The organism is Kitasatospora sp. NPDC054939 (assembly GCF_053610105.1).
Map to the genome: position 1 here is coordinate 1 of NZ_JBSGXP010000131.1, position 24,781 is coordinate 24,781.

Consider the following 24,781-nt stretch of genomic DNA (forward strand, 5'->3'; position numbering starts at 1 on the left):
GCGCAGCACGCGCGACGGCCCGCCGCAGCAGGACCGGTCGGCCGGACCGGGAGGCCCGGGAATCAGAGGTAGAGCCCCGTCGAACCCTCCGCGTCGCCGAAGCGGTGGGCCGCCACCGCGTGCAGGTCGCGCTCGCGCAGCAGCACGTAGGTCGCCCCGCGCACCTCGACCTCCAGCTTGTCCTCCGGGTCGTACAGCACCCGGTCACCCGGCTCCACCGAGCGCACGCTCTGGCCGACCGCGACGGCCTCCGCCCAGGTGCAGCGCTTCGAGAGCTCCGCGGTCTCCTAGACTCCTAAAAGATTCGCTGCGCTGAAGGGAAAAGCAATGGCAGCACGGTCTTTGACGCGTCGTCGGACGCTTCGAGCCATCATCTACATCCGGGTCTCGACCGCCCGCGAGGACATGATCAGCCCCGAGCTCCAGGAGCACACCTGCCGGAAGTTCGCGAACAGCGAGGACATGAACGTCATCGACGTCGTCTCCGACCTGGACCTGTCCGGCGGGGACTTCGCGAAGCGCCGCATCGGCCAGATCATCGCCCGGATCGCTTCCGGCGAAGCCGATGTGGTCCTGGTCTACCGGTGGGACCGGTTCGGCCGGAACCTTGAGCAGTCGCTGATCAACCTCAGCGCCCTCGAAGGCGTCGGGGGCACCGCGAAGTCCGCAACGGAGAACTTCGACACCAAGACCGCCGCCGGCCGGTTCGCCCGGAACAACATGCTGGGACTCGCCGACCTCCAGCGGGAGCAGATCGGCGAAGGATGGCAACGCACGCTCGCCCGCCGCCTTCGCAACGGCCTCCCGCACAACGGGCATCCCCGATTCGGGTACCGGCTGTGCGCCAGTTGCAAGCCGCCGAAGCCCAGGGCCGCCAACGGCCACCTGAAGGCACGGGAGGAGATCGAGACCTGCGACGACTGCCGCTCGGGAATCCAGATCCCGGACCCGCTCTACGGGCCGGCTCTGGCCGACGCCTATGAGCGCTACGTGAGTGGCGTGAGCCTGGGCAAGCTCTGCGACGAGATGCGCGAACGCGGACTGACCACATACGCCGGTCACGTCATGGAGATCCACCGCCTTCAGGGGATCATGGACACGGGGTTCGCCGCCGGTTACCTCCGGGTCCGCGCCGAGGCCAGCAGCTATCAGGAAGAGCCTCCGGCGGCCGCCCTCGAACCGACGGGCGTGGCCAGGCTCGATCGGTTCGTCTTCGTCCAGGGAGCGCACGACGCGATCATTTCCCAGGAGACGTGGCAGAAGTACCTGGCGAAGCGCCAGGAAGGCCGACACGGCAAGCGGGACGGCAAGGCGAAGTATCCCGCGAGTGGTCTCGTCTTCTGCGGCGACTGCAATCATCCCGCACCGATGCGAGCCGGGCTCTCCGGTGGGAGCGGTCAGCAGGTCTGGCGCTGCCAGGGCATCAATCTCCGGACATGCAACCACTCGAACGTACACCGGGACACGCTCGACTCGGCGATCTACCGGTGGATCACCGAACGGGCGTCCGGTGAGGAGACCGCTCAGGCCACGGCACGGGAAGCCGTGGAGGCCACCAAGCAGGAACCCGACGAGGCGTGGCGGTGGGAAGCCGAGATCACAAAGCTCAAGAAGCAGCGGAAGAACCTGATCCGGATGATGGCCTCCGAGGACATCACCCGCGATGACTTCCTCGAACAGCGCGACGACATCGACGACGAGCTTGCCAAGGCGGAGGCACAGCTCGCGCGCTGCGGCCGTACTACGGCCAATCCCCGTCCCCCGCGCGAGGTGTTCGAAGGGCTTGCCCGAGAGTGGCCCGAGATGGCCGACCATCTCAAGCAGGCCGCCCTGCGAAGCGTGATCGGAAAGATCGTCGCGCAGCGTGGGACCCTTCGCGATCCCGATCGCTACACGATCGTCCCTCGTTGGGAGATGGGCGAATCAGCCTAGGAGCTGTCCGGCTGGCCGATCACGTGACCTCCATGGGCTTGTGGCGTTAGGCACTTTGCGGGCCGGAGGAAATGATCACCGGCCCATCAGTCGTGAGCCCGTGCCGGTCGACGATCAGGTGGTGCTTGCTGCCCGGCCGACCCCGGTCGACCGGCGAAGGTCCGGTGTGCGCCCCCCTTTGAGTGCCCGGACGTGCGAGCCGTCGATCGGGGAGTCGTCCATCTCCAGCAGGCCCGCGGCCCACAGCTCGGCGAGCAGGACCTCGTGCAGGCGTGGCCACACGCCGGCCTCGGTCTAGTCCCGCGGCCGCCGCCAGGCCGTGATCCCGCTGCAGCCGGTCCGCTCCGCGGGCACGTCCCGCCAGCTCACGCTCTTGCACAGCACATACACGATGCCACGCAGCGCGGCCCGGCTGTCTGCTGCTGGCAGTCACCCGGGGTGGCGGTGGCGCCGCGGCGGGCGAGGTGGCAGCAGCGGCGCCACCCGTTCCCACAGGTCATCAGGCACAAGATCAGCCGGCACCTGCAGAACTCTGCCGCTTGGAGACCTCAACTGCCAACCCCCTGAACCGATCTCATTCTGAAACGATCATTTAAGGGAAGGATCTCACCTTGAAGGTCATGAGGTACCTCGACCCCTTGTTGTCATTCTTGATCTCTACGGTCCGACTCTGCGGATTGGGGCTTGCATCGCTTGCCAAGATGTTGACGGCACCCAGGAAGTCATCGGTCCCAATGTCCTCTTGATCGAATAGGGCGATGCCCGTGAAGGGACCATTGATCACGAGGGTCCGGTCCACCGTGACGTCGCTACCTCGCGTGATCGAGAAGAACCCGCCATCGTCGTTCGGCCAGAACTGCTTCCCATCCTGCTGCAGCATCACTTCATCGGTCAGCTCGTCGTTGGGGTCTTCGCAGTGCAACGTCTCGATCGTCAGTATCGCAACCATGATGACTTCCTTCCGCTACGTTCCTCATTCCACTGGAGCACCATCGGGCTAGCCCTGCAAGTGCATCGGGCAGGCGGTAGCCGCCTGCCCGGCTCAACAGATAAAACCAGGTAAGACCGGGGCGGGCGTAGCCGCCCGCTAGGGCGGGACCCACCACTAAGTCAGTGGCATTGCTCCTAGGCGGCCTGGGACGGGCCGAGGCCGGGATCTTCCTCAGCCCTGGATTCGGCCCACTCTCGGAGATAGCGCTCAGCGGCCGCACGGCCGACGACGCGCCAGAACTCGGCCCAGCACTCCTCTTCAGTGGGTGACTGCTCGGCCATCAGACCCCCTCCCCGCGCTGCTCGCGCACGATTTCCCTGTTGGTGGCGAGGTCTTCGGCGACCCCGGCAGCAACAAGCGCTTCGGCGAGGGTGTGGCCGGCCCCGGCGAAGCGCCACGCGCTTTCCGTCGTGGTCTCGGTGTCCCAGTCGGCGAACAGGGCTCCCGCCGAGGCACGGGCGTGTTCGGCCCGGTCGGCACGGAGTTGTCCGTAGGTGGTGGAGTACGAGTGGGTCTTGGTGAGGCAGTGGCCGCGGTAGGCGAGCATGTGGGCCCAGGTGCGCAGCCGTAGGTGCTGCAGTTCGGGCAGGCCGCCGAGGCGCCAAGCAGTGGCGATGAGTGCGCGGATGTGCGGGGTGACCTTCAGGGCCCGGATCGCCGCCAGGGACTCTATGCGGCGGTCGACGGCGCCCGCGGTCTCAGCACTCTTGCTCGTGTACTTGGCGACGTAAGCCGCCACGGCGTTGTCCGTGAGCCGCCCGCCGTCCCCGTTGGTGATGGGACGCGCGTCAAGTTGGGTACCGAAGCTCAGCCGCCCCCCGCTGTACGCCGCCGAGTCGGGGCACGCCAGCGCCACGGCGGAAGCCGCGGAGTGGACGGTCTCCAGGAGAAGGTTCGAGGTGGCCCAGGCCGGGGGCGGCGAGGCGGGCCCGTCGTGCCCGTCGAAGCGGATGACTGCGTGGAAGTGCACGGCGCCGCGCTTCTGGTACTCGGCGACCTTGGTGGCCGAGACCCGAACGAGGGTACGCACGGCCGACCGGCCGACACCGGCCCGGGTCGCGATGTGGTGGTACAGGTTGTCGCGGAAGGCCTTCCACAGCGCCGGGGCCATGGCGTTCCACAGGATGTGGCCGGGGTAGTCGTAGCAGTCCGAGCAGAGTGGCTGTCCGATGAGCGGGTCGGTGTCCGGGTGGTGCTGGGCACAGCCGTGCCGCCCGCCGTGTTCGCAGCGCCGGCGCCGGGCCGGATGACAGTCGCCCGCGCGGTGAACCGGCCCGAACGAGGGCGCCGTCAAGGTGACGAACAGCCGCGGGTGTGTCCGGACCGAGGCCGGAACGCCCTTACCTCCGATGAGACCGGAGCGGACGAGGTGGAAGGTGTCGCCACTGTGCTCGCGGGAGCAGGGCGCGCAGCGGGTGGCGCGGCGGTTGCGGCAGCGGACAGCGAGTCGGCCGCCGGGTTCGGTGGCGGTCGAGTAGTGGCGCAGGGCCTCACCGGTCTCGCTGTCGAGGGTGGTGGTGTGCCCGGTGAGGTAGATCGGTTGGGCGCAGCCACCGGTTGCACGGATCTGCTCCAGCCATCGGTTCAGGTCGGGAATCTCGCCGAGGCGGACCAAGTCGCGATCGACGAAAGCAAGTTGACGCAACCGCGCCTCCCGGTCGAGGAGGGCGCGGCGCGCGGCAGGGCTGGCGTACGGGTCGGAGTCGGTGCGGGTCATGGCGGGTGCCTCCAGGGCCAGGGGGCGCCGGGCCCCGGCCGGGCCAGGCTTGCGCAGGCTCGGCCGGGTGCAGCGTCGGGGCAGGTGGAGCAGGTCCGGCAGGTGGGGGTCAGGCCGCCGGCGGAGGCTGGGTGGGTTGGCACAGTGATCACGCCTTTCAGGTGGTGTGGGTGAAGCCCTGGATGATCCAGGTGACCGCGTACACGACGGGGTCGGTCCAGCCGACGCGGTCGAGGTAGATGCCGAGGAGACCGACCAGAGCGACGTGCCAGGTGCGCAGTTCGCCGGAACGGACGAGGAGATAGACAACGACAGCCAGGAAGAGGATCACGACGGCGGCCATCAGGCGTAGACCCCTTCATCCGGTTCGGACACGTGGAGGCCGGGCCAGGCCGGGGCGAGACGGGCGTACTTCCGGGCTGTGCGACGGGCGTGGTCGGGGGTGACGTGGATGGAGCGGGCCCGGATCCACTGGCCGTCGGTGTCGGCGGTGACGGCAACGCCCTGTTCCGCGAGGGTGATGCGCTGTGCAGCGGCCAGGGCGTCCTTGTTGAGGTCGCCGAGTGCCATCTCTGCCGTCCCGGCGTCGCTCACCCGGTGGCAGATCCGGCCGGCCAGCTGTGCGCGGAGGGCGGTGACCCCGGGGCCGAGGTCGGAGCCGACCCGTTGCCCGGCGATGATCAGGTGGACGCCGAGGGCCGCGCCGAGTTGGGCGAGGCGCAGGAGGTTGGTGGAGATCTCGCCGACCTCCGCCTTGTCCTCCCGCGTGGCCATCAAGTACAGCTCCGCCACCTCGTCGACGATCACAACGATCGGCATCTTGCGGAGCTTGCCCGGCAGGTCCCAGATCGACCGGGCCCCGACCGAGCGGCACAACTGCATACGCGCTTCGGTCTCCGCAACCAGCTCAGCCAGGAGCCTCGCAGCCTCGGTTCGGGTGGACGCCAGCGCTGACAGGCGGTCCTCGAACAGGGAGAGCTCCATGCCGCCCTTGAGGTCGATGCCGAAGAGCGCGGCACGTTGCGGGGCGAGTCCCTTCACCAGCGCCGCAATCAGGGTGGACTTGCCGGAGCGGGTCGCACCGACGATCAGCCAGTGCGGAGCACGCCGAAGATCGATCGTCCAGGCCCGGCCGTCCTCCAACAGGCCGACCACCGCCCGCAGCACGCGCGGTTTCAGCTGATAGGGCGCGACGGGCGCCCGGAGCGGGTCCCAGGCGAGCGCGGACAGGGTGACGAACCCGCGCTCGTCGGAGAACAGGCGGACCGCATGCACCCTCCACGCGTGCGTCAGCGCCTCGGCCGCGGAGAGGAAGTGATCAGGCACCTGCCCGGGGTGAAGCCGCACCACCACATCCAGGCCCCCGCGCCGCAGCTTCGGCACACCCAACCGGGGCGGAACCGGCCGGAGCGGATCACCGCGCACCACCATGTCCCCCAGAAGTGCCCGCCCGGGGCGCTTGGCCACCGCGAGGCCCACGTTCGTAGTCAGCCGCCGCCAGGTCAGACAGACCCGCACGACGGCCACGGGATACCCGACCAGGCACCACCAGACGTAGGGGTGGTCGCGGCGCAGAACCGGCACGATACGGAGCAGGACGAGCACCGCAGCGAGCAGTGCCAACCAGAGGAGCTGCGCCACCATCACGGCCGGCCCCCGTTCTCCATCGCCGTGTTGTGCGCCTCGGTCTCCAGGTCGCGCGCTTGACCGGCGGCCTTGGTCGCGAGGGTCGCGATGTGGTCGAAGAGCTGGGCACCGCTGTCGTCGCGGGCGAACGGGTCGACCTCTTCAGCCAGGTCGCCGAGTTCGCGCAGCACGCCTCGCAGGCGCACCCGCGTCACGCCGCTCATCAGGCGTCGCCGCCCTTGCGCGCCGCCGTCGGTGCGGAGACGGGCACGGGCGTGATGGCGTCGGCACGGAAGGACAGGCCGTGCCGGTCCCCCATCGCCCAGGAGAAGGCGGTCAGGCCTGTGACGTGCACCCGCACGCCCTCCGCGACGCCGACCGGTTCGCCGGAGACACTGATCTCGATGATCGAGGCCCGTCGGCCGTCCTGCCGCACCGCGACGCCGACCGTGTAGACGGTCTGGCCGTCCCGGTCCTTCCTGATCTCGCCGGTCTCGCGGTTCGCGACCCTAGCTTCGGGGGCAACGATGCAGGTCATCGTTCCGAGCCGGGTTCCGTCCACGGGAATGGACTGCATGAGAGCACGCTCCTAGGTCACCAAGGCCGCCTGACGTCAGTCGTCAAACGTACTTACCTTTGGCGTTTCGATGATGCCCCGCCTTGACGGCCCGATGCAAGCGATTCATGCTTACGTTTAACGGCTAGCAACTGACGACAGACCTAGAGATGGCGCCCGACCTGGGCAAACGACCACGCTCGAACCCTCGAACGACACGACACACGCGAAGCGGGCTCCCCCGACGCCCGCGCCAAGGGGTCAACACATGGCGATCATCCGGAACGAGGCACTGCACAAGCAGGTCGCGGTAGCAATGCGGCAGGCGATCGCCGCCGGCGAATGGCCGCCCGGCACGCAGTTGCCCACGGAGACCGATCTCGCCCAGAAGTACGGCGTCTCCCGACCAACCGTCAGGCTCGCCGTGGCAGCTCTCCGCGGAGAAGGCCTGTTGGACGTGAAGCAGGGGCGCGGCACCTTCGTTCGCACGACGGTCCACGGGCCCGCCAGCGCCATGGCGCGCACGGTCACTCGCCGGGGCGAAGCCTTCGAGACGCCCATCGACGCATGGTTCGGCCAGAGCGAGGAGCCGACCGTCTACCGCACGCGGACCGACGCGATCACTGCGCCGCTGTTGGAGATGGAACAGGACGAACTGATGCTCGGCTGCGACCGACTGATCAGCGCCCCGTCCGGCGACGGCCGAGCCCTGCACCGCCTACTGCTCCCCGTGGAGCGCATCGAAGGCACTTCCCTCGCCCAAGAGCCGCGCACCACTCCGGCCAAGGCGTACGCGACGCTGGCCGTCGGACGCGAACTGGCCTGGCGCGAGCGGGTCAGCGCACGCGTCCCCCAGCCCGACGAGCGGCAGGCCCTGCACCTCTCGGAGGCCGCCGTACTGCTCGTCGTTCACCGCGTCACCTACGACCAGGGGCCAGGTCTGCCCCTGCTGCTCGAAGAGACCAGGCTTGGCGCTGAGACCACCGGCCTCACCTACGACATCACCGCGGGCGAGCCCAAGCGCGCCGCCAAGGCCGCCGACGTGAAGCGGTAGTACCGGGGCTGTCGCAACCTTGCTCTACTTGTTCAAGCGGCGGCGCATCCGCGCCGCCGGGCGGCCCCAGCCGCCCCGGCCGGGCATGCGGCCTTGCGGCCGTTCCGGGCCGGGCGGCTGGCCGCCCGTTCGCTGCCGCGCGGTGGCTGGCAGCCGACGGGGAGAAGCTTTACGCACCTTGCCGGGCCGGGGCCCGCGTCGGGCAAGGACGGGGGGCCACTCGGCCACATTGCGGTCAGGCCCAGAAGCCCTGACCGAGTCGCAGCAGCTTACGGCCCCCCGACCATGCCCGACCCCAACCCCGCAAGGACACCGCCCAAAGCTTCCCCCCGCCGGCCGTGGTCACGCACCCGCCCGCCGCGCGTGAGCCGCCAGGCACAGCAGTTCTTCAAGGCTCAGCCACCCCTCAGGGACACCCTCCAGCCGAACCACCGGCGCGCCTTGAGCGTCGGTGTCGGCGATCGCCCGCAGCGTCGAACGCTCCACCCCGCACAGGCCCAGCAACCCGTTCAGCTCGCCCGCTGTCCGCCGCGCGGCTCTCCACCCAGCCGCGTAGTCCACGCCCGGCAGCCACACCCACGAGTCCGGGTCGAGGCCCGCCGCCAACTCCGCACCGAAGTCGTCGTCCCCGTCCAACAGTGCTTCAACTCCCTTGATCCGCAACCGAACCAGCTCATCCGTGCACAGACATGCCGAGGAGCCCGATACCATCGGCACCGGGTTCCGACCCACCGGACCACCCCATCTCCCGCCAAGGTCACGGGGTGGTCCGGTACGTCTTCAGTTGTCCCTGATCACGTCAGATGCGCTCTCGCGTCGTCTCCTCCGCTCCCTTGCGCCAGATCCGCCGCACTAGCTCCGCCCGGGTACGTTCGGCGTAGTCCGGTTCGGCGCACCACTGCGCGACGTCACGGTGAGTGGCGCGGCGCCCCGGCGAAACCGCCCTGACCGGCCACGAGAACTGGCCATCCAGGAGCCACCAGGTCCAGGCGCGGTCCCACTGGACCCGCAGCCGCCGGATCACGAGGGCGCCCCGGAATCCGCCGGGTACAGCAGGACCACGTTTGGCGTCAGGCCCTGGAAGGCGAGCGCCCGCACTTCCCCATACGTCGCGAGCCGGTGCCCGATCTGCTGCACCGCCGACGACCCGAACAACTCGTCAAAGTAGTCCTGCTGCTCCGCGCTGAGCGGCAACGCGCGCAGCGCCCCCAGGAGCGCGGCCAGCGCGTCCGGCAACCTTGAGAACCGCGCAGGTTCCGTCACGCCCCGGACCTCCACCACCACCGGGAACGGGTACAGCGCAGCCCCGTCCGGCTCCGCACCCCTGCCGGCCGTCGGTAGTCCCGCCCCAGCCGCACCACGACCTCGAAGCGTCATCACTTCGCCGACACCTCCCCCACGCGGCGCGGGTGCCACCGATGGACACCGACCACCCCGCCGTTCACCGTTACGTACCGGGCCGCCGCCTTCCGCAGCCCAGCACCGCAGTAGAAGCACCGCGTCGCCGTCGACCCGAGAACCCGCCCGACCCCCATCACGCACCGCCTTCCGGGCCAACCAGCGCCCAAACGATCTTCCCGACACCTTGCGGCCGAGGCGCGCAGCCCCACTCCAGGGACAACGTCTCCACCAGGTACAACCCTCGGCCCGCGCAGTCGTCCGGCCCCGCGAACCGGCGGATCGCCGGCTTCTCACTGCTCGCGTCATGCACCTCGATCCGGAGGTGGCCGCAGACGATCTCCAGGCGAACAGCGATCTGGCGGCCCGGCGGGACCCGTCCGTGCACCACCGCATTGGTCACAAGTTCCGATAGGACCAACTCGCCTACAGGAAGAAGGCGTTCGACCGAACGCGCTTCGTCCAGGTACTGCCGGAGTAGGTCCCGAGCAATGCCGACGGACTTCCGGTGGCGCGGCAGCCAGCGCGTGTATACCGGGAGCGCTTCAATCATTCCGGGCACGTCAGAGTCCCCTTCGGGCAGGCCATTGATGGCGGTCGGAGACGCTCTCCAGGTCTGGCCAGGATGAGAATCACCGGGCGCGGAGCGACAACCCTCGATCACACTCCGATGTTGCATCGCAGGTCAGGGCGTTCCTACCGCGTTTGGGGGACGTTTGGGACACTTCGCCGCTATGGTTCGTCCGTCCCACATGGGCCGAGGAGGCGAACCATGAACCACGCTCTCCGCCGAGCGTTGGCGAATGCCAAGATGACGGAAACACAGCTCGCAGAAGCCTGCGGAGTCGACGTCAAGACGATCAGCCGCTGGATCGCCAACCCAACCCGCATCCCACACGCCCGGCATCGGTGGGCAGCCTGCGAAGCGTTAGGCGAGGAGGAAACAGCCTTGTGGCCCACAGCCGTTAGCTCAGCGCTCAAAACAGGACCGGACCGCGAGATCGTCCAGGTCTTCCCGTATCGGTCGGCCGCGCCGTCCTCCCTCTGGCGCTCATTGATCACCAAGGCGCAGAAGGAACTGACGTTCGCCGGCTACACCAACTACTTCCTGTGGTTGGAGCAGGCCAACCTTGCTGGCGCGCTCCGTCGAAAGGCTCAGGCCGGTTGCAGGATTCGATTCCTGATCGGCGACCCGGACAGCCCGGTGACCGAAGCCCGGGAGACGGAGGAAGGAGTACCGCTCACCCTGTCCACCCGCATCGCCGTGACGATAGGCGAGCTGGAACGCCTTCGCTCGGTCGGGAACATCGAGGGCCGGTTCGAGACCGGACACGTCAATCTGTCCGTCTTCCGGTTCGACGATGAGATGATCGTGACGCCGATTCTCGCCCGCAGGGTCGGCCATGATTCACCGATGCTCCACCTGCGGCGGAGTCAGTCTGACGGCATGTTCGACCGCTTCGCCGACCACGTCGAGGAGCTTTGGGGGCGGGGGCGGAACATCTGGGAGGCGACCGAGCATGGCCAGGCGTGACTACGAAGACGATCCGGACGCTCCCGAGCCCAACAGTCTGGTTCCGGCTGCTTCCGTGGTCGTCATGGACGGGGCCGGCCGAGTCCTGCTGCACCGACGCACCGACAACGGCATGTGGGCACTGCCCGGCGGAAAGATGGAGCTGGGCGAATCCCTCGCAGGATGTGGGATCCGCGAGACCCGCGAAGAGACGGGAATCGAGGTCGAGATCACTGGGATCGTCGGCACCTACACGAACCCGGGCCACGTCTTCGCGTACGACGACGGAGAGGTCCGCCAGGAATTCTCCATCTGCCTCCTCGGACGAGCCACCGGTGGCGCGCTCCGCACCTCGGACGAGTCCTCCGAAGTTGCCTGGTTCGACCCGGACGAGGTGGATGCGCTACCCATGGTCGCCAGCATCCGTAAGCGGCTCAACGACTGGCGCGGCGGACAGATCCCTGTTGTCCGGTAGCTAAGGAGCTCCCGCACGACACCCGGGGCATCACCCGGGCCCGAGCGAGTGTCGCGAGCCCCCTCCTGCGCTGGCCGCCTACACGGTGCAGCAGCCCAGGAGGGGGCTCGCAAGCGTCTGCCGGCCGTTCCCTTGCTGTCCTTTTCAGAGGTACAGCCCGGTCGAGCCCTCCGTGTCGCCGAAGCGCATCGCCGCCACGGCGTGCAGGTCACGCTCGCGTAGCAGCACGTACGTGGCGCCGCGGACCTCGACCTCCAGCTTGTCCTCCGGGTCGTACAGCACCCGGTCACCCGGCTCGACGGAGCGCACGCTCTGGCCGACCGCAACAGCTTCCGCCCACGCGCACCTTTTACTTAGCTCCGCGGTCGCGGGGATGAGGATGCCGCCGGTCGAGCGGCGCTCGCCCTCGCTGCCCTCGGTCTTCACCAGGACCCGGTCGTGCAGCATCTTGATCGGCAGCTTCTCGCCCAGCCGGTCGTGGCGCGGGGAGTCGTGCGGCTCGGGCTGCTGGGTCCGTTCGTCGTTCGTACTCACGCCCCGACCGTACCGCTCCGGGGGCCCCGGTGTGACCCGGGGCCCGGCATCCGGGCAGCCCGGCCACCACCCGGCCGTACCGCGGGGCCGGCCGTACAGCGGAGCCGGACATGCGGCGGGGCCGGACGCCGCGCGTCCGGCCCCGGGGCCCGCGGCGGGTCAGTCCTTGCGGCGCCTGCGCGAGGAGGCGACCAGCAGCACCAGCCCGGCGCCGACCAGCGCGGCCGGCACGATCCGCTCCTTGCGCGGCTGCCCCTTCTCGTCCACGAACTGCGCCTTGACCTTCTCCACCGCGGCGTTGGCCGCCACGTACGCCCGGCCGGCCTTCTCCTCGACGCTGGCCACGGCCTTCGCCTTGACCTGGGCGGTGATGGTGGTCGGGTGCACGCGTACGGCGAGCTCGTCCAGGGTCGCCGCCAGCTGGGTGCGGGTGCGCGCGATGTCCGCCTCGATCTGGGCGGCGGTGCGCGCCGCCTTGTCCTTCGTGCTCGCCTCGCCCACTCGGGCCACCCCACTTCACTGAATGTTGTCCTGTGCGACTGACCCAGTCTGTCAGTTGCCGCGTCGGGCCGCGCGGCCCCACCCACCATCGGAGGTAAGTTTGCGGTGGCACGACGACCGTCCACCTCCGAGGAGAGTTCAACCGTGACCGAGCGTCTCCAGCCCGGCGACACCGCGCCTGCCTTCACCCTGTCCGACGCCGACGGCAACCAGGTGTCCCTCGCCGACCACCTCGGCCGGAAGGTGATCGTCTACTTCTACCCGGCCGCGCTCACCCCCGGCTGCACCAAGCAGGCCTGCGACTTCACCGACAACCTGGAGGTCTTCGCGGGCGCCGGGTACGACGTCATCGGCATCTCCCCGGACAAGCCCGAGAAGCTCGGCAAGTTCCGCGAGGCCGAGGACCTCAAGGTCACCCTGCTCTCCGACCCGGAGAAGACGGTGCTCACCGCGTACGGCGCCTTCGGCGAGAAGAAGCTGTACGGCAAGACGGTGACCGGCGTGATCCGCTCCACGGTCGTCGTGGACGAGCAGGGCAGGGTCGAGCGCGCCCTGTACAACGTCAAGGCCACCGGGCACGTCGCCAAGCTGCTGCGCGACCTGGAGGTCGAGTCCGCCTGACGCCCCCGCGCGCGGCCCGCGGCGCCCGGTGCACGGCGGTGTCACTCTGTCACCGCCGTGTACCGGTGGTGTCCGCACTCGGCGAACTGCCGTCCGGGCCGCGGGCGCAGGCCCTACCGTTCTGCACACCGGGTCCGTCACGCCCGGAACGTTTCCTCACCACTGGAGTCACCGTGCAGAGCGTCAGAACCGGATCCGCCCGTCTCGCCGTCACCGCGGGTGCCGTCGCGGCAGCCCTGGCGCTCACCGCCTGCGGGCCCGAGAACACCGAGGGATCCGGTCCGACCGCACAGCCCACCGCCGGCCCGGCCACCGCCACCGCCGCGCCCACCGGCGCACCGGCCCCCGCGGCCTCCACCCCGGCGCCCCCCGCGTCGGCCAAGCCCACCGGCAGCGCCCCGGCCGGCAAGCGCCAGGTCGTCGAGGCCGCCACGGCCGGCGGCCTCACCCGCGCCACCGGCGCCGGCGCCGTCACCGACGTCCCGGTCGACCCGGGCGAGATGCGCAGCGGCATGCACCTGGTGGTCGCCAACTACGAGAAGCCCGGCCAGGCCTCCGGCCGCCGGATCCTGGTCGTCGCCGTGGACAACGTCCCCGAGGACCCGAACAAGCGCCGCGAGCACCTGTGGCGCGGCCTGATCGACCACGCCCTGCAGAACGGCTCGACCGGCTCGCCGACCACCGCCACGCCGTACGCCGCCGGCCCGCTCGGCGGCTCGGTGGAGTGCCTGTCGCTGCCCGAGGCCCCGACCACCGACGTCGTCTGCGGCTGGGCCGACGGCTCCACCGCCGGGGTCGCGCTCTTCCCGCAGACCACCCCGAAGGCCGCCGCCGCCCTGTTCACGGCCATGCGCGGCGACCTGGAGAAGTAGCCCGCGCACGGGCGGCCCGGGAAGCAGCCCGTGCGCGGCGGCCCGGAGGATTGACCACCGGACCTGCTGCACCAAAGAGCGGTGGCGGCACACCCCCCGACCGGGTGCACCGCCACCGCCGTCCTCACCTCAGTGGACCCGGCTCATCGGACCCGGTCGCCCGGGGAATCGATCAGCAGGCGCCGAGGTCGCTCCAGACACCCCACGAGCCACTGGCCGCGGGGTCGTCGCCCTTGGTCCACCACTTGTTCTGGTAGTAGTGGCCCTTCCACGACACCTTGGTCGGGGTGGCGTAGGTGGTGCCCGCGTCCCAGCTCGGCGCACCCGCGCAGGTGCCCGAGGTGGCCGTCGCGGTCGCGGTGGCGGTCGCCGTCGAGGTGGCGGTCGCGGTAGCGGTGGTCGTCGCGGTCGGGGTCGGCGAGGAGGTCGAACCGCCGGTCGAGCCGCGGGTCAGGTCGCCCTTGAGGCCGTACAGCGTGCCGCCGACGTTGACCGTCCAGTTCGACGGGGTCGAGACCGGCAGGTAGTAGACGAAGTCCATGTCGATGGACGCGCCCGGCGCCAGCGACTGCCAGCCCGGCAGCTTCACCGAGACCCGGTTGTAGGTGCCCTTCAGACCGCCGACGTTGCTGCCCGTGTGGTCCTGGCGGATCACCTGGCTGCCGAAGCCGGACTGGTCCTTGGCGTTGCCCGGGGCCGAGACGCCGTAGTCGAACTGGAACTCGGTGCCGCCCGGCAGGGTGACGGTCGAGTTGTTGACGATGTGCAGCTTCGGGTTGATCGGGTAGTTCGAGTCGCCCAGCGCGAAGTTGGTGAACGACACGTCGATCGGCAGGGTCTGCTGCGGCAGCGGGATCGTCGAGCGGGTCGCACCGTACGGCGAGGCCGCCTTGAACTTGTCGTACATCAGGTCGGTCAGCGTGTTGCCCGGGACGTACTGGCCCTTGGCCGCGTCCCAGCGGTAGTCGCCGGCCAGCTCCCAGATCATCGTGCCGCCGACGCCGTTGCTGACCACGTAGTCGGCCTTGGCGCCCACCGACTGCTCGTCCTCGGTGGAGAGGAAGACCTTCTTCTGCGCGTTCCACAGCCACGGCGCCACCAGCGTGGAGTCGTAGTTGCGGGCGTAGGTGCCCTGCAGCGCGGTGTCGGTCACGCCGTACGTGGACAGGTAGTCCGGGACGACGCCCTTCTCCAGGTTCTTGGCGTGCCACATCGGGTTGGAGCCCGCCGGGGACTCCTTGCCCGCGTCGTCCTTGTCGTGCCACAGGTTGTCGATGCCGACGGCGCCGTCACCGCAGGTGGTCAGGCCGGAGCCGACCGGGCAGTTGTTGGTGGACGCGGTGCCCCAGAGGCCGTTGGTCCCACCGGTGACGTTCTTGAAGCCGCGGGTGTAGTACGGCAGGCCGACGTTGATCCGGCCGGCCGGCATCGAACCGCGGAAGTAGTGGAACGCCCAGTCGGTGTTCAGGTAGCCGATGCCGCCGTACTGCGAGGTGCCGTACACGTTGGCGGCGGCGAGCTCGCCGTCCTTGCCGTCGTCGAACAGCGAGGCGTTCGGGCCGACGTACTTGTTCCAGGCGCCGTGCAGGTCGTACGACATGATGTTGACGTAGTCCAGGTACTGGCCGATCTGGAACGTCTCCATGCCGCGCAGCAGGTAGCCGGAGGAGGGGGCGGCGACGGAGAGCAGGTAGTGCTTGCCGTCGGTGGCGCCGGCCCGGTCCAGCTTCTCGCGCAGGGTCTTCATCAGCGCCGCGTAGCCCTTGTTCAGGGAGGCGCGCTTGCCGTTCGCGAGGGTCCAGTCGGCCGGGTTGCCCGCGTCCTTCATCGAGGTCGGGTACTCGTAGTCGATGTCGACGCCGTTGAAGCCGTACTTCTTGATGAAGTCCACGGCCGAGTCGGCGAAGGTGTTGATGCCCGCCTGGTTGACGCTGCCGTCGGCGTTGACCGTCATCGAGTAGAAGCCGCCCGAGCCGACGCGCTTGCCGTCGTCCCCGAAGTAGCCGCCGGTCTCGGCCCAACCGCCCACCGAGATCAGGGTCTTCACGTTCGGGTACTGCTTCTTGTACTTCGTCAGCAGGTTGAAGTGCCCCTTGTAGGGCAGGGTCGGGTCGAGCTCGGCACCGGCCACCCCGGGGAAGGAGATCCCGGTGGCCTCGTTCTTGTCGTTGTCCGTACCGACCGACAGCTTGTTGTCGCCGCCGACGTGCCCGAAGGCGTAGTTCAGGTGGGTGACCTTGTCCCAGGGGATGTTGTTCACCAGGTAGGGCGCCGTGCCGTCCTTGCCGGTACGCCAGCCCGTGAAGTAGCCGATGATGCGGCGCTGGTGGTCCGCGCCCATCTTCTCGCGGCCCTCGGTGTCGTACACGCTGCAGTAGGGGACGTCGACGCCCGGCGTCGCGTACAGGCCGTCGGGGCGACAACTCGCGTTGTCCACCGTGGCGGACGCCTGCGAGGGCACCGCGCCCAGGGTCGCCACCAGCAGGCCGGCCAGCGAGGCCGCGGCCAGCGACGCCATGCCCGCCCGGGCGGCCGGGCTCTTGCGGCGGCGGACAGCGGTGGGACGCTGCTCCGCCGTGCTACGGATCAACACTCGGTCCTCCTGGAGAGAGTGTCGGCGCGTGCCCGTGGGGGAGCACGCACGTGGGGGATTGCAGATTGGCGCCGAAGCTATGTGGTCTGAACCACATAGGTCAATAGGTCTGTACCAATTGGCCGTCAAATCCCGAAGATCCGAGGGTCAAACGTCCATGCGGCGCCGACTGTGGCGGGCCACCCGGACCCGCGTCCCGCACGCGGTCGAACACCACGCCCGGCGCGCGTGCAACTGCCGGAAGAACAGGATGCAGCCCGGCGCCGGACACGCCCGCAGCTGCCCGGCGGACCCCCCGGTCAGCAACTCCACCGCCGCCTGCGCCAACCGCCCCACCAGCACCGCCCCGCGCTCCCCCGACAGGCTCCGGCGCACCGGCGCACCCGTCCCGGCCGCCGGCAGCTCCAGCCAGCCCGGCGCCGACCGCACCGCCGCATTGACCGCCGCCACCTCCGCCGGCGCGGCCGGCTCGCCCGCCACCACCGCGGTCAGCACCGCCCGCAGCGAACGCCGCAGCTCCAGCACCGCCGCCAGGTCCGCCGCGGTGAACTCCCCCGGCGGCAGCGTGGCCGGATCCAGCCCCTCCGCCTGCCCCGCCACCCAGACCGCCAGGTCGGACGGCTCCACCAGCACGTCCACCAGGTGACCGCGCAGGCCGCCCCGCACGAACGTGGTGTTCACCAGGTCCAGCACGGGGTGCTCGCCCCGCACCGGCATCTCGTCCACCGCACCGCGCTCCACCATGAACTAACGGTAACGCGACTTGCCTGGAGTTAGCTACGCCACCTAACGTCTGCACTGTCACCCAGCCGTTAGGAGAACGGGACATGCCCTTCCCCCTGCCCAGCCGCGCCCCCGCCCGCCCCGCCGGAACCGCCCTCCTCGCCTCCACCGCCACCGCCGTCACCGCCCTGCTCCTGCTCGCCGCCCTCGGCGCCCTCACCGACCGGCCCCTGCTCATCCCCCCGCTCGCCGCCTCCATGGCCCTCATCGCCGGCGCCCCCGACCTGCCCCTCGCCCAACCCCGCAGCGTCATCGGCGGCCAACTCGTCTCCGCCCTCACCGGCTACGCCGTCCTCGCCGCGACCACCCCCGCCTACTGGTCCGCCGCCCTCGCCGGCGGACTCGCCCTCGGCGCGATGTCGCTCGCCCGCACCCCGCACTCCCCCGCGGCCGCCACCGCCGTCATCGTCACCCTCACCGCCCCCGACCCCGCCCGCTTCCTCCCCCTCCTCGCCGCCGCCACCCTCGTCCTCACCCTCACCGGCCTCGCCGCCGCCCGCCTCACCGCCCGCCGCTACCCCACCTACTGGTGGTGACCCCGTAACCCCCGCCCACCCCCCGTCGTTCCCCCACCGGGGACGGGCGCCCACGCGACCCGAAGGGCAACCCGACCATGCCGGTCACCTACACCCGCGAACTCCTCACCACCACGGCGGCCGAGGCCGACTCGCTCGACGCCCTGCTGCGCGCCCTCGGCCGCGAGCCCGGCCGGGACAACCGCAAGTACCTGCGCCGCAAGCTCACCGAGTACGCGATCGACACGGCGCACTTCCGCAGCGGCGGGACGGTCTACACCCGAGAGCTGCTCCAGGAGGCGGTGGCCGCATCGCAGAGCGTCGCCGACGTGGTGCGCTTCCTCCGCCTCCGCCAGGCCGGCGGGACCCAGGCACACATCGGACGCCGTATCAAGGCGCTCGGCATCGACACCTCGCACTTCACCGGCCAGGCCCACCAGCGGGGCAAGCCCGGCGGCCGGCTCGTGCCGGCCGAACTGCCGCTGGTCCGGCGCCCGCCGCAGGCCAAGCGGCTGCCGGGGTCGCGGATCCGTCGCGCCCTCGCCGAACTCGGCCGCCGGGAGCGGTGCGAGGGCTGCGACACCGGCCCGCAGTGGCAGGGCCGGCCGCTGACACTGGAGGTCGACCACATCAACGGTGACTGGTCGGACAATCGGCCCAGGAATCTGCGGCTGCTGTGCCCGAACTGCCACGCCGTCACCCCGACCTACTGTCGGCGGACGGGCGACCGGTTGCGGGGGTGGGACGGCGCGGCGGACGGGACGGGAAACGGCGGTGCCCCGAGGGCGGGCAAACCCCTAGACTGAGGGCCATGCGGCCTTGGCGAAATGGCAGCCGCGCGGGTTTTAGGTGCCCGTGGGAGAAATCCCGTGAGGGTTCGAATCCCTCAGGCCGCACTGGGCTTCGAAACGAAGGCCCGTCCGAAGATCACTTCGGACGGGCCTTCGTCGTTCCGGGCCGGACCTCAGCCGAGGAGGGACTGGACGACGGGGGCGAGGGCGCGGAAGGCCTGGCCGCGGTGGCTGATGGCGTGCTTCTCGGCGGGGGTGAGTTCGGCGCAGGTGCGGGTCTCGCCGAGGGGCTGGAGGATCGGGTCGTAGCCGAAGCCGTTGGTGCCGGCCGGGGCGGTGCGCAGGGTGCCGAGGAGGCGGCCCTCGACGACGCGTTCGGTGCCGTCGGGGAGGGCGAGGGCGGCGGCGCAGGCGAAGTGCGCGCCGCGGTGGGGCTCCTCGATGTCGGAGAGCTGGGCGAGCAGCAGTTCCAGGTTGGCGCGGTCGTCGCCGTGCTTGCCGGACCAGCGGGCGGAGAGGATGCCGGGCGCGCCGTTGAGGACGTCGACGCAGAGGCCGGAGTCGTCGGCGACGGCGGGCAGGCCGGTGGCCCGGGCGAGGGCGTGGGCCTTGAGGAGGGCGTTCTCGGCGAAGGTGATGCCGGTCTCGCGGACGTCGGGGATCTCCGGGTAGGCGTCGGCGCCGACGAGTTCGACGTCGAGGCCCCAGTCGCCGAGGATGGCGCGGAGTTCGGCGACCTTGTGCTGGTTGCGGGTGGCGAGGATCAGTCGGGTGGACATGCCCCCAACCCTATGCCTCGGCCACCCGCCGGGGCTCAGCCGCCGGTGCAGACCTTGGTGAGGTTGCCGGCCGCGTCGCCGAGCGGCTTGAGGTCGGGGACCTGCTTGTTGTTGACGGCCTGCTGGACCACGTCGACCTGGGTGTTGAGGTCGCTGATGGCCTTGGCGACGTCGGTGTCCTTGGAGTTCTTCCCGAGCTGGTCGAGGTCGTTCTTGAGCTTCTGGATGGCCTGCCCGGCGGCGACGGCGTCGTTGCTGACGTTGCCGACCGCGGTGGTGACCTCACTGATGTCGTTGGTGATCTTCACGGCGGTGTTGCCGCAGTCGAGGGCCTTCTGGGCCGCCGAGCAGCTGACCGCGCTGAGCGGGAGGATGGCGATGAGGCCGGCCACGGCGAGGGTGGCGGGACGGGTGATGCTACTGGCCATCAGATCCTCCTTGGGGGCGCGGGTTCCGTGAGGACAGACGTCCCAGGAGGGTGCGCGGTTCCCGGTACGGGGTGCTGCGGGAACCGTAAGCGCTCCGGGCCCGGCCTGTACAGCGGCGGGCCCGGAGCGCCCGGGGCGCGCCGGTGTCAGGCCTCCAGGGCCTTGCGCTGGATCTCGTCGAGCTCGGCGCAGCCGAGGGTGCCGAGGTCGAGCAGGCGGTCGAGCAGTTCGCGGTCGAAGGGGGCGCCTTCGGCGGTGCCCTGGACCTCGACGAAGCGGCCGTCGGAGGTGCAGACGATGTTCATGTCGGTCTCGGCGCGGACGTCCTCCTCGTACTGGAGGTCGAGCATGGGGACGCCGTCGATGATGCCGACGCTGACGGCGCTGACGCCGCCGGTGATCGGCTGGCCCTTGGCGCGCAGCAGCTTGCGCTCGCGGGCCCAGGAGACGGCGTCGGCGAGGGCGACGTAGGCGCCGGTGATGGCGGCGGTGCGGGTGCCGCCGTCGGCCTGGAGGACGTCGCAGTCGAGGACGATGGTGTTCTCGGCGAGGGCGCGGTGGTCGACGACGGCGCGCAGCGAGCGGCCGATGAGGCGGCTGATCTCGTGGGTGCGTCCGCCGACGCGGCCCTTGACGGCCTCGCGGTCGCCGCGGGTGTTGGTGGCGCGGGGGAGCATGGAGTACTCGGCGGTGACCCAGCCCTCGCCGCTGCCCTTGCGCCAGCGGGGTACGCCTTCGGTGACGCTGGCGGTGCACAGCACCTTGGTGTCGCCGTAGGAGATGAGGACGGAGCCTTCGGCGTGCTTGCTCCAGCCGCGTTCGATGGTGATGGGGCGGAGCTGGTCGGGGGTCCGGCCGTCGATGCGTGACATGCGACCGAGCGTAGTCGGTTCCGGGCGGTGGTCCGGGAGGCGGCCGCGGCGGGGCTCGGGGGCGGCTGGGCTCGATGGTGGCGGGGCTCGGCGGCGGCGGCTGCCGGACGGCCCGGGAAGCGGTCCGGCCCGCCGTCCGGGTGGGGACGGCGGGCCGGTGGGTGGTGAGCCGGTGGGGCTCAGCTCACATCATGTCCTCGATGTCGGCGGCGATCGGGTCGGCGTCGGTGCCGATGACGACCTGGATGGCGGTGCCCATCTTCACGACGCCGTGGGCGCCGGCGGCCTTGAGGGCCGCCTCGTCGACGAGGGAGGCGTCCTTGACCTCGGTGCGCAGGCGGGTGATGCAGCCCTCGACCTCTTCGATGTTGTCGATGCCGCCCAGACCGGCGACGATCTTCTCAGCCTTGCTGGCCATCTGGTTCTCTCCCTCTGTCTCGGCCCGCCGGCTGCTCTGCCGGGTGCCGTCCTGCGCTGTGCTGGGCTTCCCCGACCGGGTCGGGCGCGGGTCACTACCGGTGCTGACGCGAGTTCAGCTGCAGTGGTGCCGCGCGGCAGCGCGACCAGCATCACCCGGGCAGGACCGATCTGCCACGTTAGTCCACTTTTGGCCCAGTTCCGCGCGCACGCTCTGGATCTTCGCCCGAGGATGACGATCAGCGGGGCTCTGCACCCGGCGCGCGACCTGCAACCAAAGTGGTCTACACCAATATATGTGTACTCCGGTGAACGCAGGAAGGCCCCCGGGTGTTCCGGGGCCGCGTCCCGGTCGCGCCGGCCCCGCGGGGGCCACCGACCGGTCACGGCACTCGGAGGGCGATGATGAGTTCGGCAGGCGCCACGGCACCACGGTCGACGTGGTGGCACACCTTCTACGGCGGCCTCCAGAAGATGGGGCGCTCGCTGCAGCTCCCGGTGGCGGTGCTGCCCGCGGCGGGCCTGCTCAACCGGCTCGGCCAGCCCGACGTGTTCGGCGAGGACGGCCTCGGCTGGGACAACGTGGCCAAGGTCTTCGCCGCGGCCGGCGGCGCCCTGCTCGACTCCTCGCTCGGCCTGCCGCTGCTGTTCTGCATCGGCGTGGCGATCGGCATGGCGAAGAAGGCGGACGGATCGACGGCGCTGGCCGCCGTGGTGGGCTTCCTCGTCTACTGGCGGGTGCTGCGCGCCTTCCCGGAGGACTGCCCGCCGCCCACGGTGCTGGCGCGCGGCTCGGTCTGCGTGGACTTCACCTCGCAGGCCGCGGCCGACGCCGTCTACCAGAACCCGGGGGTGCTGGGCGGCATCCTGATCGGGCTGCTGTCGGCATGGCTGTGGGTGCGCTTCCACCGCACCAGGCTGGTGGACTGGCTGGGCTTCTTCAACGGCCGCCGCCTGGTGCCGATGATCACCGCGCTGACCGGTCTGGCACTGGCCTGCCTGTCACTGTGGGTCTGGCCGCCGATCGGCGACGCCATGACGGACTTCAGCGAATGGCTCGCCGATCTGGACGCGGGGGGCGCCGCCATCTTCGGCGTGGCCAACCGCACGCTGCTGCTGATCGGCATGCACCAGTTGCTGAACACCTTCGTCTGGTTCCAGTTCGGCGAGTTCACCAAGCCGGACGGCGAGATCGTGCACGGCGACATCCCGCGCTTCCTGGCGGGCGACCCGACGGCGGGCCAGTTCCAGACCGGTTTCTTCCCCATCATGATGTTCGCGCTGCCCGCCGCCGCCCTCGCCATCGCGCACGCGGCCAAGCCGCACCGCCGCAAGGAGATCTACGGCCTGATGCTCTCGGTCGGCCTGACCTCCTTCGTCACCGGTGTCACGGAGCCGATCGAGTACTCCTTCGCGTACGTCGCCCCCGTCCTGTTCGCCGTGCACGCGCTGCTGACCGGTGCGTCGATGGGGATCACCTGGGCGTTGGGGGTGAAGGACGGCTTCAGCTTCTCGGCCGGTCTGATCGACTACGTGATCAACTGGGGGCTGGCGACCAAACCCTGGCTGATCATCCCGATCGGGCTCGGCTTCGCCGCCGTGTACTACGCGCTGTTCCGCTTCATCATCGTGAAATTCGACCTGAAGACTCCCGGGCGCGAGGACGAGAGCGAGGTCGAGGACGTGACGAAGGCCTGAGTCGAACGTCCTCCCGAATTCCCGAACAGGGCCCCCGGACCGTGCGTCCGGGGGCCTTTCGACATATTCGGAATGGACCGAATACCCGGAAACACCGACGCATTCCGCATTCCGCGCCGCCCGCCCGCCGACTCCCCCGCGGAGGACCGCCCGGGTGGAGCGGACCGGCCCCCTATGTCCGTGCGCCTCGCCCGCCGGATCGCCCGCCGGACCGGCCTCCGATCCGCCGCCCCCGGCGGCCGGGGCGCGGCAGGCCGCTCCCGGGGCGCCCGGGAGCGGGTCCGGATCGGGATTCGCCGAGCGAGCGGGCGGTGCAGGTGCCCCGCCGGCCCCTCCCGCACCGTCCACGCCGCCGGTCGCGGACCGCCGGCCGCGGCGCCCGCCGCTCGCGTCCGGAGCCGGTCCGGTCCGCGGCGCCCCGGGCCCGGCCGGCCCCGGGCGGGCCGTCCGCCGCGGTCCGCGGCCCCGCCGCCGGGGTGCGTCGGCCACCCCGTTCGGGCACCACCGGCCGGCCGGAAGCCCCCCGGCCCGGCCCGGCCGCTTTTTGTTGCGCAAATAGCCAAAATGCCGATCACGGCGGGTAATCATGATCGTCCATACGCAAGTAGGTTTCGATTTCATAGCGCTTCCCACCAGCACCGCTTTCGGGGGTTCCCCGCCTTCTCCACGCGTGCTACAAAACTGGTCTACACCACGTGTGGTGTAGACCAGTTCGCGGTTCGGCCCCCCTGTGCACCTACCCCCGACCGACCGCCCATGCCGTAAGGAACCCACCCCCATGAGTCAGTCAGCGCAGGCTCCGGCGCCCGCCGCGGCTCCGGCCACGCCCAGCCCCACCAAGCAGTTCGGCCAGAACGTCCTCCAGGGTCTGCAGAAGGTCGGCCGCAGCCTCCAGCTGCCGATCGCCGTTCTCCCCGCCGCCGGCCTGCTGCTGCGCCTGGGCCAGGACGACGTCTTCGGCAAGGACGGCCTCGGCTGGAACAAGGTCGCCGCGGTGTTCGCCACCGCCGGTGACGCGGTCTTCTCCAACCTGCCGCTGCTCTTCGCGGTCGGTATCGCCATCGGCTTCGCCAAGAAGGCGGACGGCTCCACCGCGCTCGCCGCGCTGGTCGGCTTCCTGGTCTACAAGAACGTGCTGACCGCGTTCCCGATCACCGAGGGCGCCATCGTCGACGGCAAGTGGAAGGCCGCCACGTACCAGAACCCGGGCGTGCTCGGCGGTATCGTGATCGGCCTGCTCAGCGCCGTGATCTGGCAGAAGTACCACCGCACCAAGCTGGTCGACTGGCTCGGCTTCTTCAACGGCCGCCGCCTCGTCCCGATCATCATGGCCTTCGTCGGCACCGCCGTCGGTGTGCTGTTCGCCCTGGCCTGGGGCCCGATCGGTGACGCCATCAAGGGCCTGAACGACAGCCTGATCGGTGCCGGCGCGGCCGGTGCGGGCGCGTTCGGCCTGATCAACCGCGCGCTGCTGCCGATCGGCATGCACCAGTTCGTCAACTCGTACGCCTGGTTCCAGACCGGCGAGTTCACCAAGGCCGACGGCACCGTCGTCCAGGGCGACCTGCACCGCTTCTTCGCCGGCGACCCCACCGCCGGACAGTTCATGTCGGGCTTCTACCCGATCATGATGTTCGCCCTGCCGGCCGCCGCCCTGGCCATCGCCCACGCCGCCAAGCCGCACCGCCGCAAGGCCGTCGTCGGCATGATGATGTCGCTGGCGCTGACCTCCTTCGTCACCGGTGTCACCGAGCCGATCGAGTTCGCCTTCGTCTTCATCGCCCCGGCCCTGTACGTCATCCACGCCATCCTGACCGCCGTCTCGATGGCCGTCACCTGGGCGCTCGGCGTGCACGACGGCTTCACCTTCTCGGCCGGCCTGATCGACTACCTGCTCGCCTGGAACAAGGCGACCGACCCGTGGCTGATCATCCCGATCGGTCTGGTCTTCGCGGCCCTGTACTACTTCCTCTTCCGCTTCGCGATCACCAAGTTCGACCTCAAGACCCCGGGTCGCGAGGACGACGAGGAGATCGAGGACGTCACCAAGGCCTGACGCCTCCCCCGGCCGCACCGCACCCCCGGCCCCGCCCCGCCGCTCGCTCCCCCCCGAGC

At 70.3% G+C, this 24,781-nt stretch carries 26 protein-coding genes, 1 tRNA gene and 3 pseudogenes; 11 read left to right on the forward strand and 19 right to left on the reverse strand.

Annotated features, from left to right (window positions below; translation table 11 throughout):
- Positions 1 to 62: 62 nt before the first annotated feature.
- Positions 63 to 284: pseudogene (locus ACWGB8_RS29150) on the reverse strand (co-chaperone GroES); the annotation flags it as partial.
- A 121-nt stretch (positions 285 to 405) separates the two neighbouring features.
- On the opposite strand from ACWGB8_RS29150, the gene ACWGB8_RS29155 reads away from it, so the two are divergent.
- Entirely contained in the window at positions 406 to 1,932 is a 1,527-nt protein-coding gene (locus ACWGB8_RS29155; protein ID WP_452216608.1) for a recombinase family protein, read from the forward strand.
- Positions 1,933 to 2,026: 94 nt separating this feature from the next.
- Here ACWGB8_RS29155 and ACWGB8_RS29160 read toward each other — a convergent pair.
- The 7 genes and pseudogenes from ACWGB8_RS29160 to ACWGB8_RS29190 all read right to left on the reverse strand — a co-directional run.
- Positions 2,027 to 2,454 (reverse strand): annotated as a pseudogene (locus ACWGB8_RS29160) (transposase); the annotation flags it as partial.
- Positions 2,455 to 2,524: 70 nt separating this feature from the next.
- Positions 2,525 to 2,881: a hypothetical protein gene (locus ACWGB8_RS29165; RefSeq protein WP_452216609.1), complete on the reverse strand. Its 357-nt coding sequence runs from the start codon at positions 2,879 to 2,881 to the stop codon at positions 2,525 to 2,527.
- A 322-nt stretch (positions 2,882 to 3,203) separates the two neighbouring features.
- Positions 3,204 to 4,640, reverse strand: coding sequence for a replication initiator (locus tag ACWGB8_RS29170; protein WP_452216610.1), 1,437 nt, complete (start codon positions 4,638 to 4,640; stop codon positions 3,204 to 3,206).
- Between the two features lie 157 nt (positions 4,641 to 4,797).
- The gene (locus ACWGB8_RS29175) at positions 4,798 to 4,971 is read right to left on the reverse strand and encodes a hypothetical protein (protein ID WP_452216611.1); all 174 of its coding nucleotides are present in this window, start codon (positions 4,969 to 4,971) and stop codon (positions 4,798 to 4,800) included.
- A gap of 11 nt (positions 4,972 to 4,982) precedes the next feature.
- A complete protein-coding gene (locus ACWGB8_RS29180; protein ID WP_452216631.1) occupies positions 4,983 to 6,284 on the reverse strand; it encodes an FtsK/SpoIIIE domain-containing protein in 1,302 nt (433 codons plus the stop codon).
- Positions 6,284 to 6,490 (reverse strand): hypothetical protein, encoded by a 207-nt coding sequence (locus tag ACWGB8_RS29185; protein ID WP_452216612.1) that lies wholly within the window; start codon positions 6,488 to 6,490, stop codon positions 6,284 to 6,286. Before ACWGB8_RS29185 ends, ACWGB8_RS29180 begins: the two co-directional genes overlap by 1 nt.
- Positions 6,490 to 6,843 carry an SCO3933 family regulatory protein gene (locus ACWGB8_RS29190; protein WP_452216613.1) on the reverse strand — a complete coding sequence of 118 codons (354 nt, stop codon included), beginning with the start codon at positions 6,841 to 6,843 and terminating at the stop codon, positions 6,490 to 6,492. Before ACWGB8_RS29190 ends, ACWGB8_RS29185 begins: the two co-directional genes overlap by 1 nt.
- Before the next feature lie 247 nt (positions 6,844 to 7,090).
- Between ACWGB8_RS29190 and ACWGB8_RS29195 the strand changes: the two genes are divergently transcribed.
- Positions 7,091 to 7,876, forward strand: coding sequence for a GntR family transcriptional regulator (locus tag ACWGB8_RS29195; RefSeq protein WP_452216614.1), 786 nt, complete (start codon positions 7,091 to 7,093; stop codon positions 7,874 to 7,876).
- 342 nt (positions 7,877 to 8,218) lie between these two features.
- Here ACWGB8_RS29195 and ACWGB8_RS29200 read toward each other — a convergent pair whose 3' ends face one another.
- The 3 genes from ACWGB8_RS29200 to ACWGB8_RS29210 all read right to left on the reverse strand — a co-directional run bounded on the left by ACWGB8_RS29200 (position 8,219) and on the right by ACWGB8_RS29210 (position 9,827).
- On the reverse strand, positions 8,219 to 8,512 hold the full coding sequence (locus tag ACWGB8_RS29200) for a hypothetical protein (protein ID WP_452216615.1): 294 nt from the start codon (positions 8,510 to 8,512) through the stop codon (positions 8,219 to 8,221).
- Between the two features lie 384 nt (positions 8,513 to 8,896).
- A complete protein-coding gene (locus ACWGB8_RS29205; RefSeq protein WP_452216616.1) occupies positions 8,897 to 9,160 on the reverse strand; it encodes a hypothetical protein in 264 nt (87 codons plus the stop codon).
- A 250-nt stretch (positions 9,161 to 9,410) separates the two neighbouring features.
- Positions 9,411 to 9,827 (reverse strand): ATP-binding protein, encoded by a 417-nt coding sequence (locus ACWGB8_RS29210; RefSeq protein ID WP_452216617.1) that lies wholly within the window; start codon positions 9,825 to 9,827, stop codon positions 9,411 to 9,413.
- Between the two features lie 219 nt (positions 9,828 to 10,046).
- Between ACWGB8_RS29210 and ACWGB8_RS29215 the strand changes: the two genes are divergently transcribed.
- Both ACWGB8_RS29215 and ACWGB8_RS29220 read left to right on the forward strand, forming a co-directional pair.
- Positions 10,047 to 10,808 carry a helix-turn-helix domain-containing protein gene (locus ACWGB8_RS29215; protein WP_452216618.1) on the forward strand — a complete coding sequence of 254 codons (762 nt, stop codon included), beginning with the start codon at positions 10,047 to 10,049 and terminating at the stop codon, positions 10,806 to 10,808.
- Entirely contained in the window at positions 10,795 to 11,262 is a 468-nt protein-coding gene (locus tag ACWGB8_RS29220; protein WP_452216619.1) for an NUDIX hydrolase, read from the forward strand. Before ACWGB8_RS29215 ends, ACWGB8_RS29220 begins: the two co-directional genes overlap by 14 nt.
- Before the next feature lie 144 nt (positions 11,263 to 11,406).
- Here ACWGB8_RS29220 and ACWGB8_RS29225 read toward each other — a convergent pair whose 3' ends face one another.
- Both ACWGB8_RS29225 and ACWGB8_RS29230 read right to left on the reverse strand, forming a co-directional pair.
- Positions 11,407 to 11,709 (reverse strand): GroES family chaperonin, encoded by a 303-nt coding sequence (locus ACWGB8_RS29225; RefSeq protein WP_406210999.1) that lies wholly within the window; start codon positions 11,707 to 11,709, stop codon positions 11,407 to 11,409.
- Between the two features lie 246 nt (positions 11,710 to 11,955).
- The gene (locus ACWGB8_RS29230) at positions 11,956 to 12,297 is read right to left on the reverse strand and encodes a DUF3618 domain-containing protein (RefSeq protein WP_452216620.1); all 342 of its coding nucleotides are present in this window, start codon (positions 12,295 to 12,297) and stop codon (positions 11,956 to 11,958) included.
- A gap of 144 nt (positions 12,298 to 12,441) precedes the next feature.
- On the opposite strand from ACWGB8_RS29230, the gene bcp reads away from it, so the two are divergent.
- Positions 12,442 to 12,918, forward strand: a complete 477-nt coding sequence (gene bcp, locus ACWGB8_RS29235) for a thioredoxin-dependent thiol peroxidase (protein WP_452216621.1) — start codon at positions 12,442 to 12,444, stop codon at positions 12,916 to 12,918.
- A gap of 173 nt (positions 12,919 to 13,091) precedes the next feature.
- On the forward strand, positions 13,092 to 13,790 hold the full coding sequence (locus tag ACWGB8_RS29240; protein ID WP_452216622.1) for a hypothetical protein: 699 nt from the start codon (positions 13,092 to 13,094) through the stop codon (positions 13,788 to 13,790).
- A 172-nt stretch (positions 13,791 to 13,962) separates the two neighbouring features.
- Here the strand turns inward: ACWGB8_RS29240 and ACWGB8_RS29245 are convergent, their stop codons facing one another.
- Positions 13,963 to 16,308 (reverse strand): chitinase C-terminal domain-containing protein, encoded by a 2,346-nt coding sequence (locus ACWGB8_RS29245; protein WP_452216632.1) that lies wholly within the window; start codon positions 16,306 to 16,308, stop codon positions 13,963 to 13,965.
- 222 nt (positions 16,309 to 16,530) lie between these two features.
- Positions 16,531 to 17,127, reverse strand: a complete 597-nt coding sequence (locus ACWGB8_RS29250) for a CGNR zinc finger domain-containing protein (protein ID WP_452216623.1) — start codon at positions 17,125 to 17,127, stop codon at positions 16,531 to 16,533.
- Between the two features lie 83 nt (positions 17,128 to 17,210).
- On the opposite strand from ACWGB8_RS29250, the gene ACWGB8_RS29255 reads away from it, so the two are divergent.
- The 3 genes from ACWGB8_RS29255 to ACWGB8_RS29265 all read left to right on the forward strand — a co-directional run bounded on the left by ACWGB8_RS29255 (position 17,211) and on the right by ACWGB8_RS29265 (position 18,577).
- Positions 17,211 to 17,702 carry an HPP family protein gene (locus ACWGB8_RS29255; protein ID WP_452216624.1) on the forward strand — a complete coding sequence of 164 codons (492 nt, stop codon included), beginning with the start codon at positions 17,211 to 17,213 and terminating at the stop codon, positions 17,700 to 17,702.
- 77 nt (positions 17,703 to 17,779) lie between these two features.
- Positions 17,780 to 18,487, forward strand: a complete 708-nt coding sequence (locus ACWGB8_RS29260) for an HNH endonuclease signature motif containing protein (protein ID WP_452216625.1) — start codon at positions 17,780 to 17,782, stop codon at positions 18,485 to 18,487.
- A 7-nt stretch (positions 18,488 to 18,494) separates the two neighbouring features.
- A tRNA-Leu gene (locus ACWGB8_RS29265) sits at positions 18,495 to 18,577 on the forward strand.
- Between the two features lie 68 nt (positions 18,578 to 18,645).
- Here the strand turns inward: ACWGB8_RS29265 and rdgB are convergent.
- The 4 genes and pseudogenes from rdgB to ACWGB8_RS29285 all read right to left on the reverse strand — a co-directional run.
- Positions 18,646 to 19,251 (reverse strand): RdgB/HAM1 family non-canonical purine NTP pyrophosphatase, encoded by a 606-nt coding sequence (gene rdgB / locus ACWGB8_RS29270; protein ID WP_452216626.1) that lies wholly within the window; start codon positions 19,249 to 19,251, stop codon positions 18,646 to 18,648.
- A 35-nt stretch (positions 19,252 to 19,286) separates the two neighbouring features.
- The gene (locus tag ACWGB8_RS29275) at positions 19,287 to 19,679 is read right to left on the reverse strand and encodes a hypothetical protein (RefSeq protein ID WP_452216627.1); all 393 of its coding nucleotides are present in this window, start codon (positions 19,677 to 19,679) and stop codon (positions 19,287 to 19,289) included.
- 146 nt (positions 19,680 to 19,825) lie between these two features.
- A complete protein-coding gene (gene rph / locus ACWGB8_RS29280) occupies positions 19,826 to 20,551 on the reverse strand; it encodes a ribonuclease PH (protein WP_452216628.1) in 726 nt (241 codons plus the stop codon).
- Between the two features lie 184 nt (positions 20,552 to 20,735).
- Positions 20,736 to 20,996, reverse strand: a pseudogene (locus tag ACWGB8_RS29285) (glucose PTS transporter subunit EIIB); the annotation flags it as partial.
- A 377-nt stretch (positions 20,997 to 21,373) separates the two neighbouring features.
- On the opposite strand from ACWGB8_RS29285, the gene ACWGB8_RS29290 reads away from it, so the two are divergent.
- Together ACWGB8_RS29290 and ACWGB8_RS29295 are read left to right on the forward strand one after the other, a co-directional pair.
- Positions 21,374 to 22,666, forward strand: coding sequence for a PTS transporter subunit EIIC (locus ACWGB8_RS29290; RefSeq protein ID WP_452216629.1), 1,293 nt, complete (start codon positions 21,374 to 21,376; stop codon positions 22,664 to 22,666).
- 778 nt (positions 22,667 to 23,444) lie between these two features.
- Positions 23,445 to 24,722, forward strand: a complete 1,278-nt coding sequence (locus ACWGB8_RS29295; RefSeq protein ID WP_452216630.1) for a PTS transporter subunit EIIC — start codon at positions 23,445 to 23,447, stop codon at positions 24,720 to 24,722.
- Positions 24,723 to 24,781: the final 59 nt, after the last annotated feature.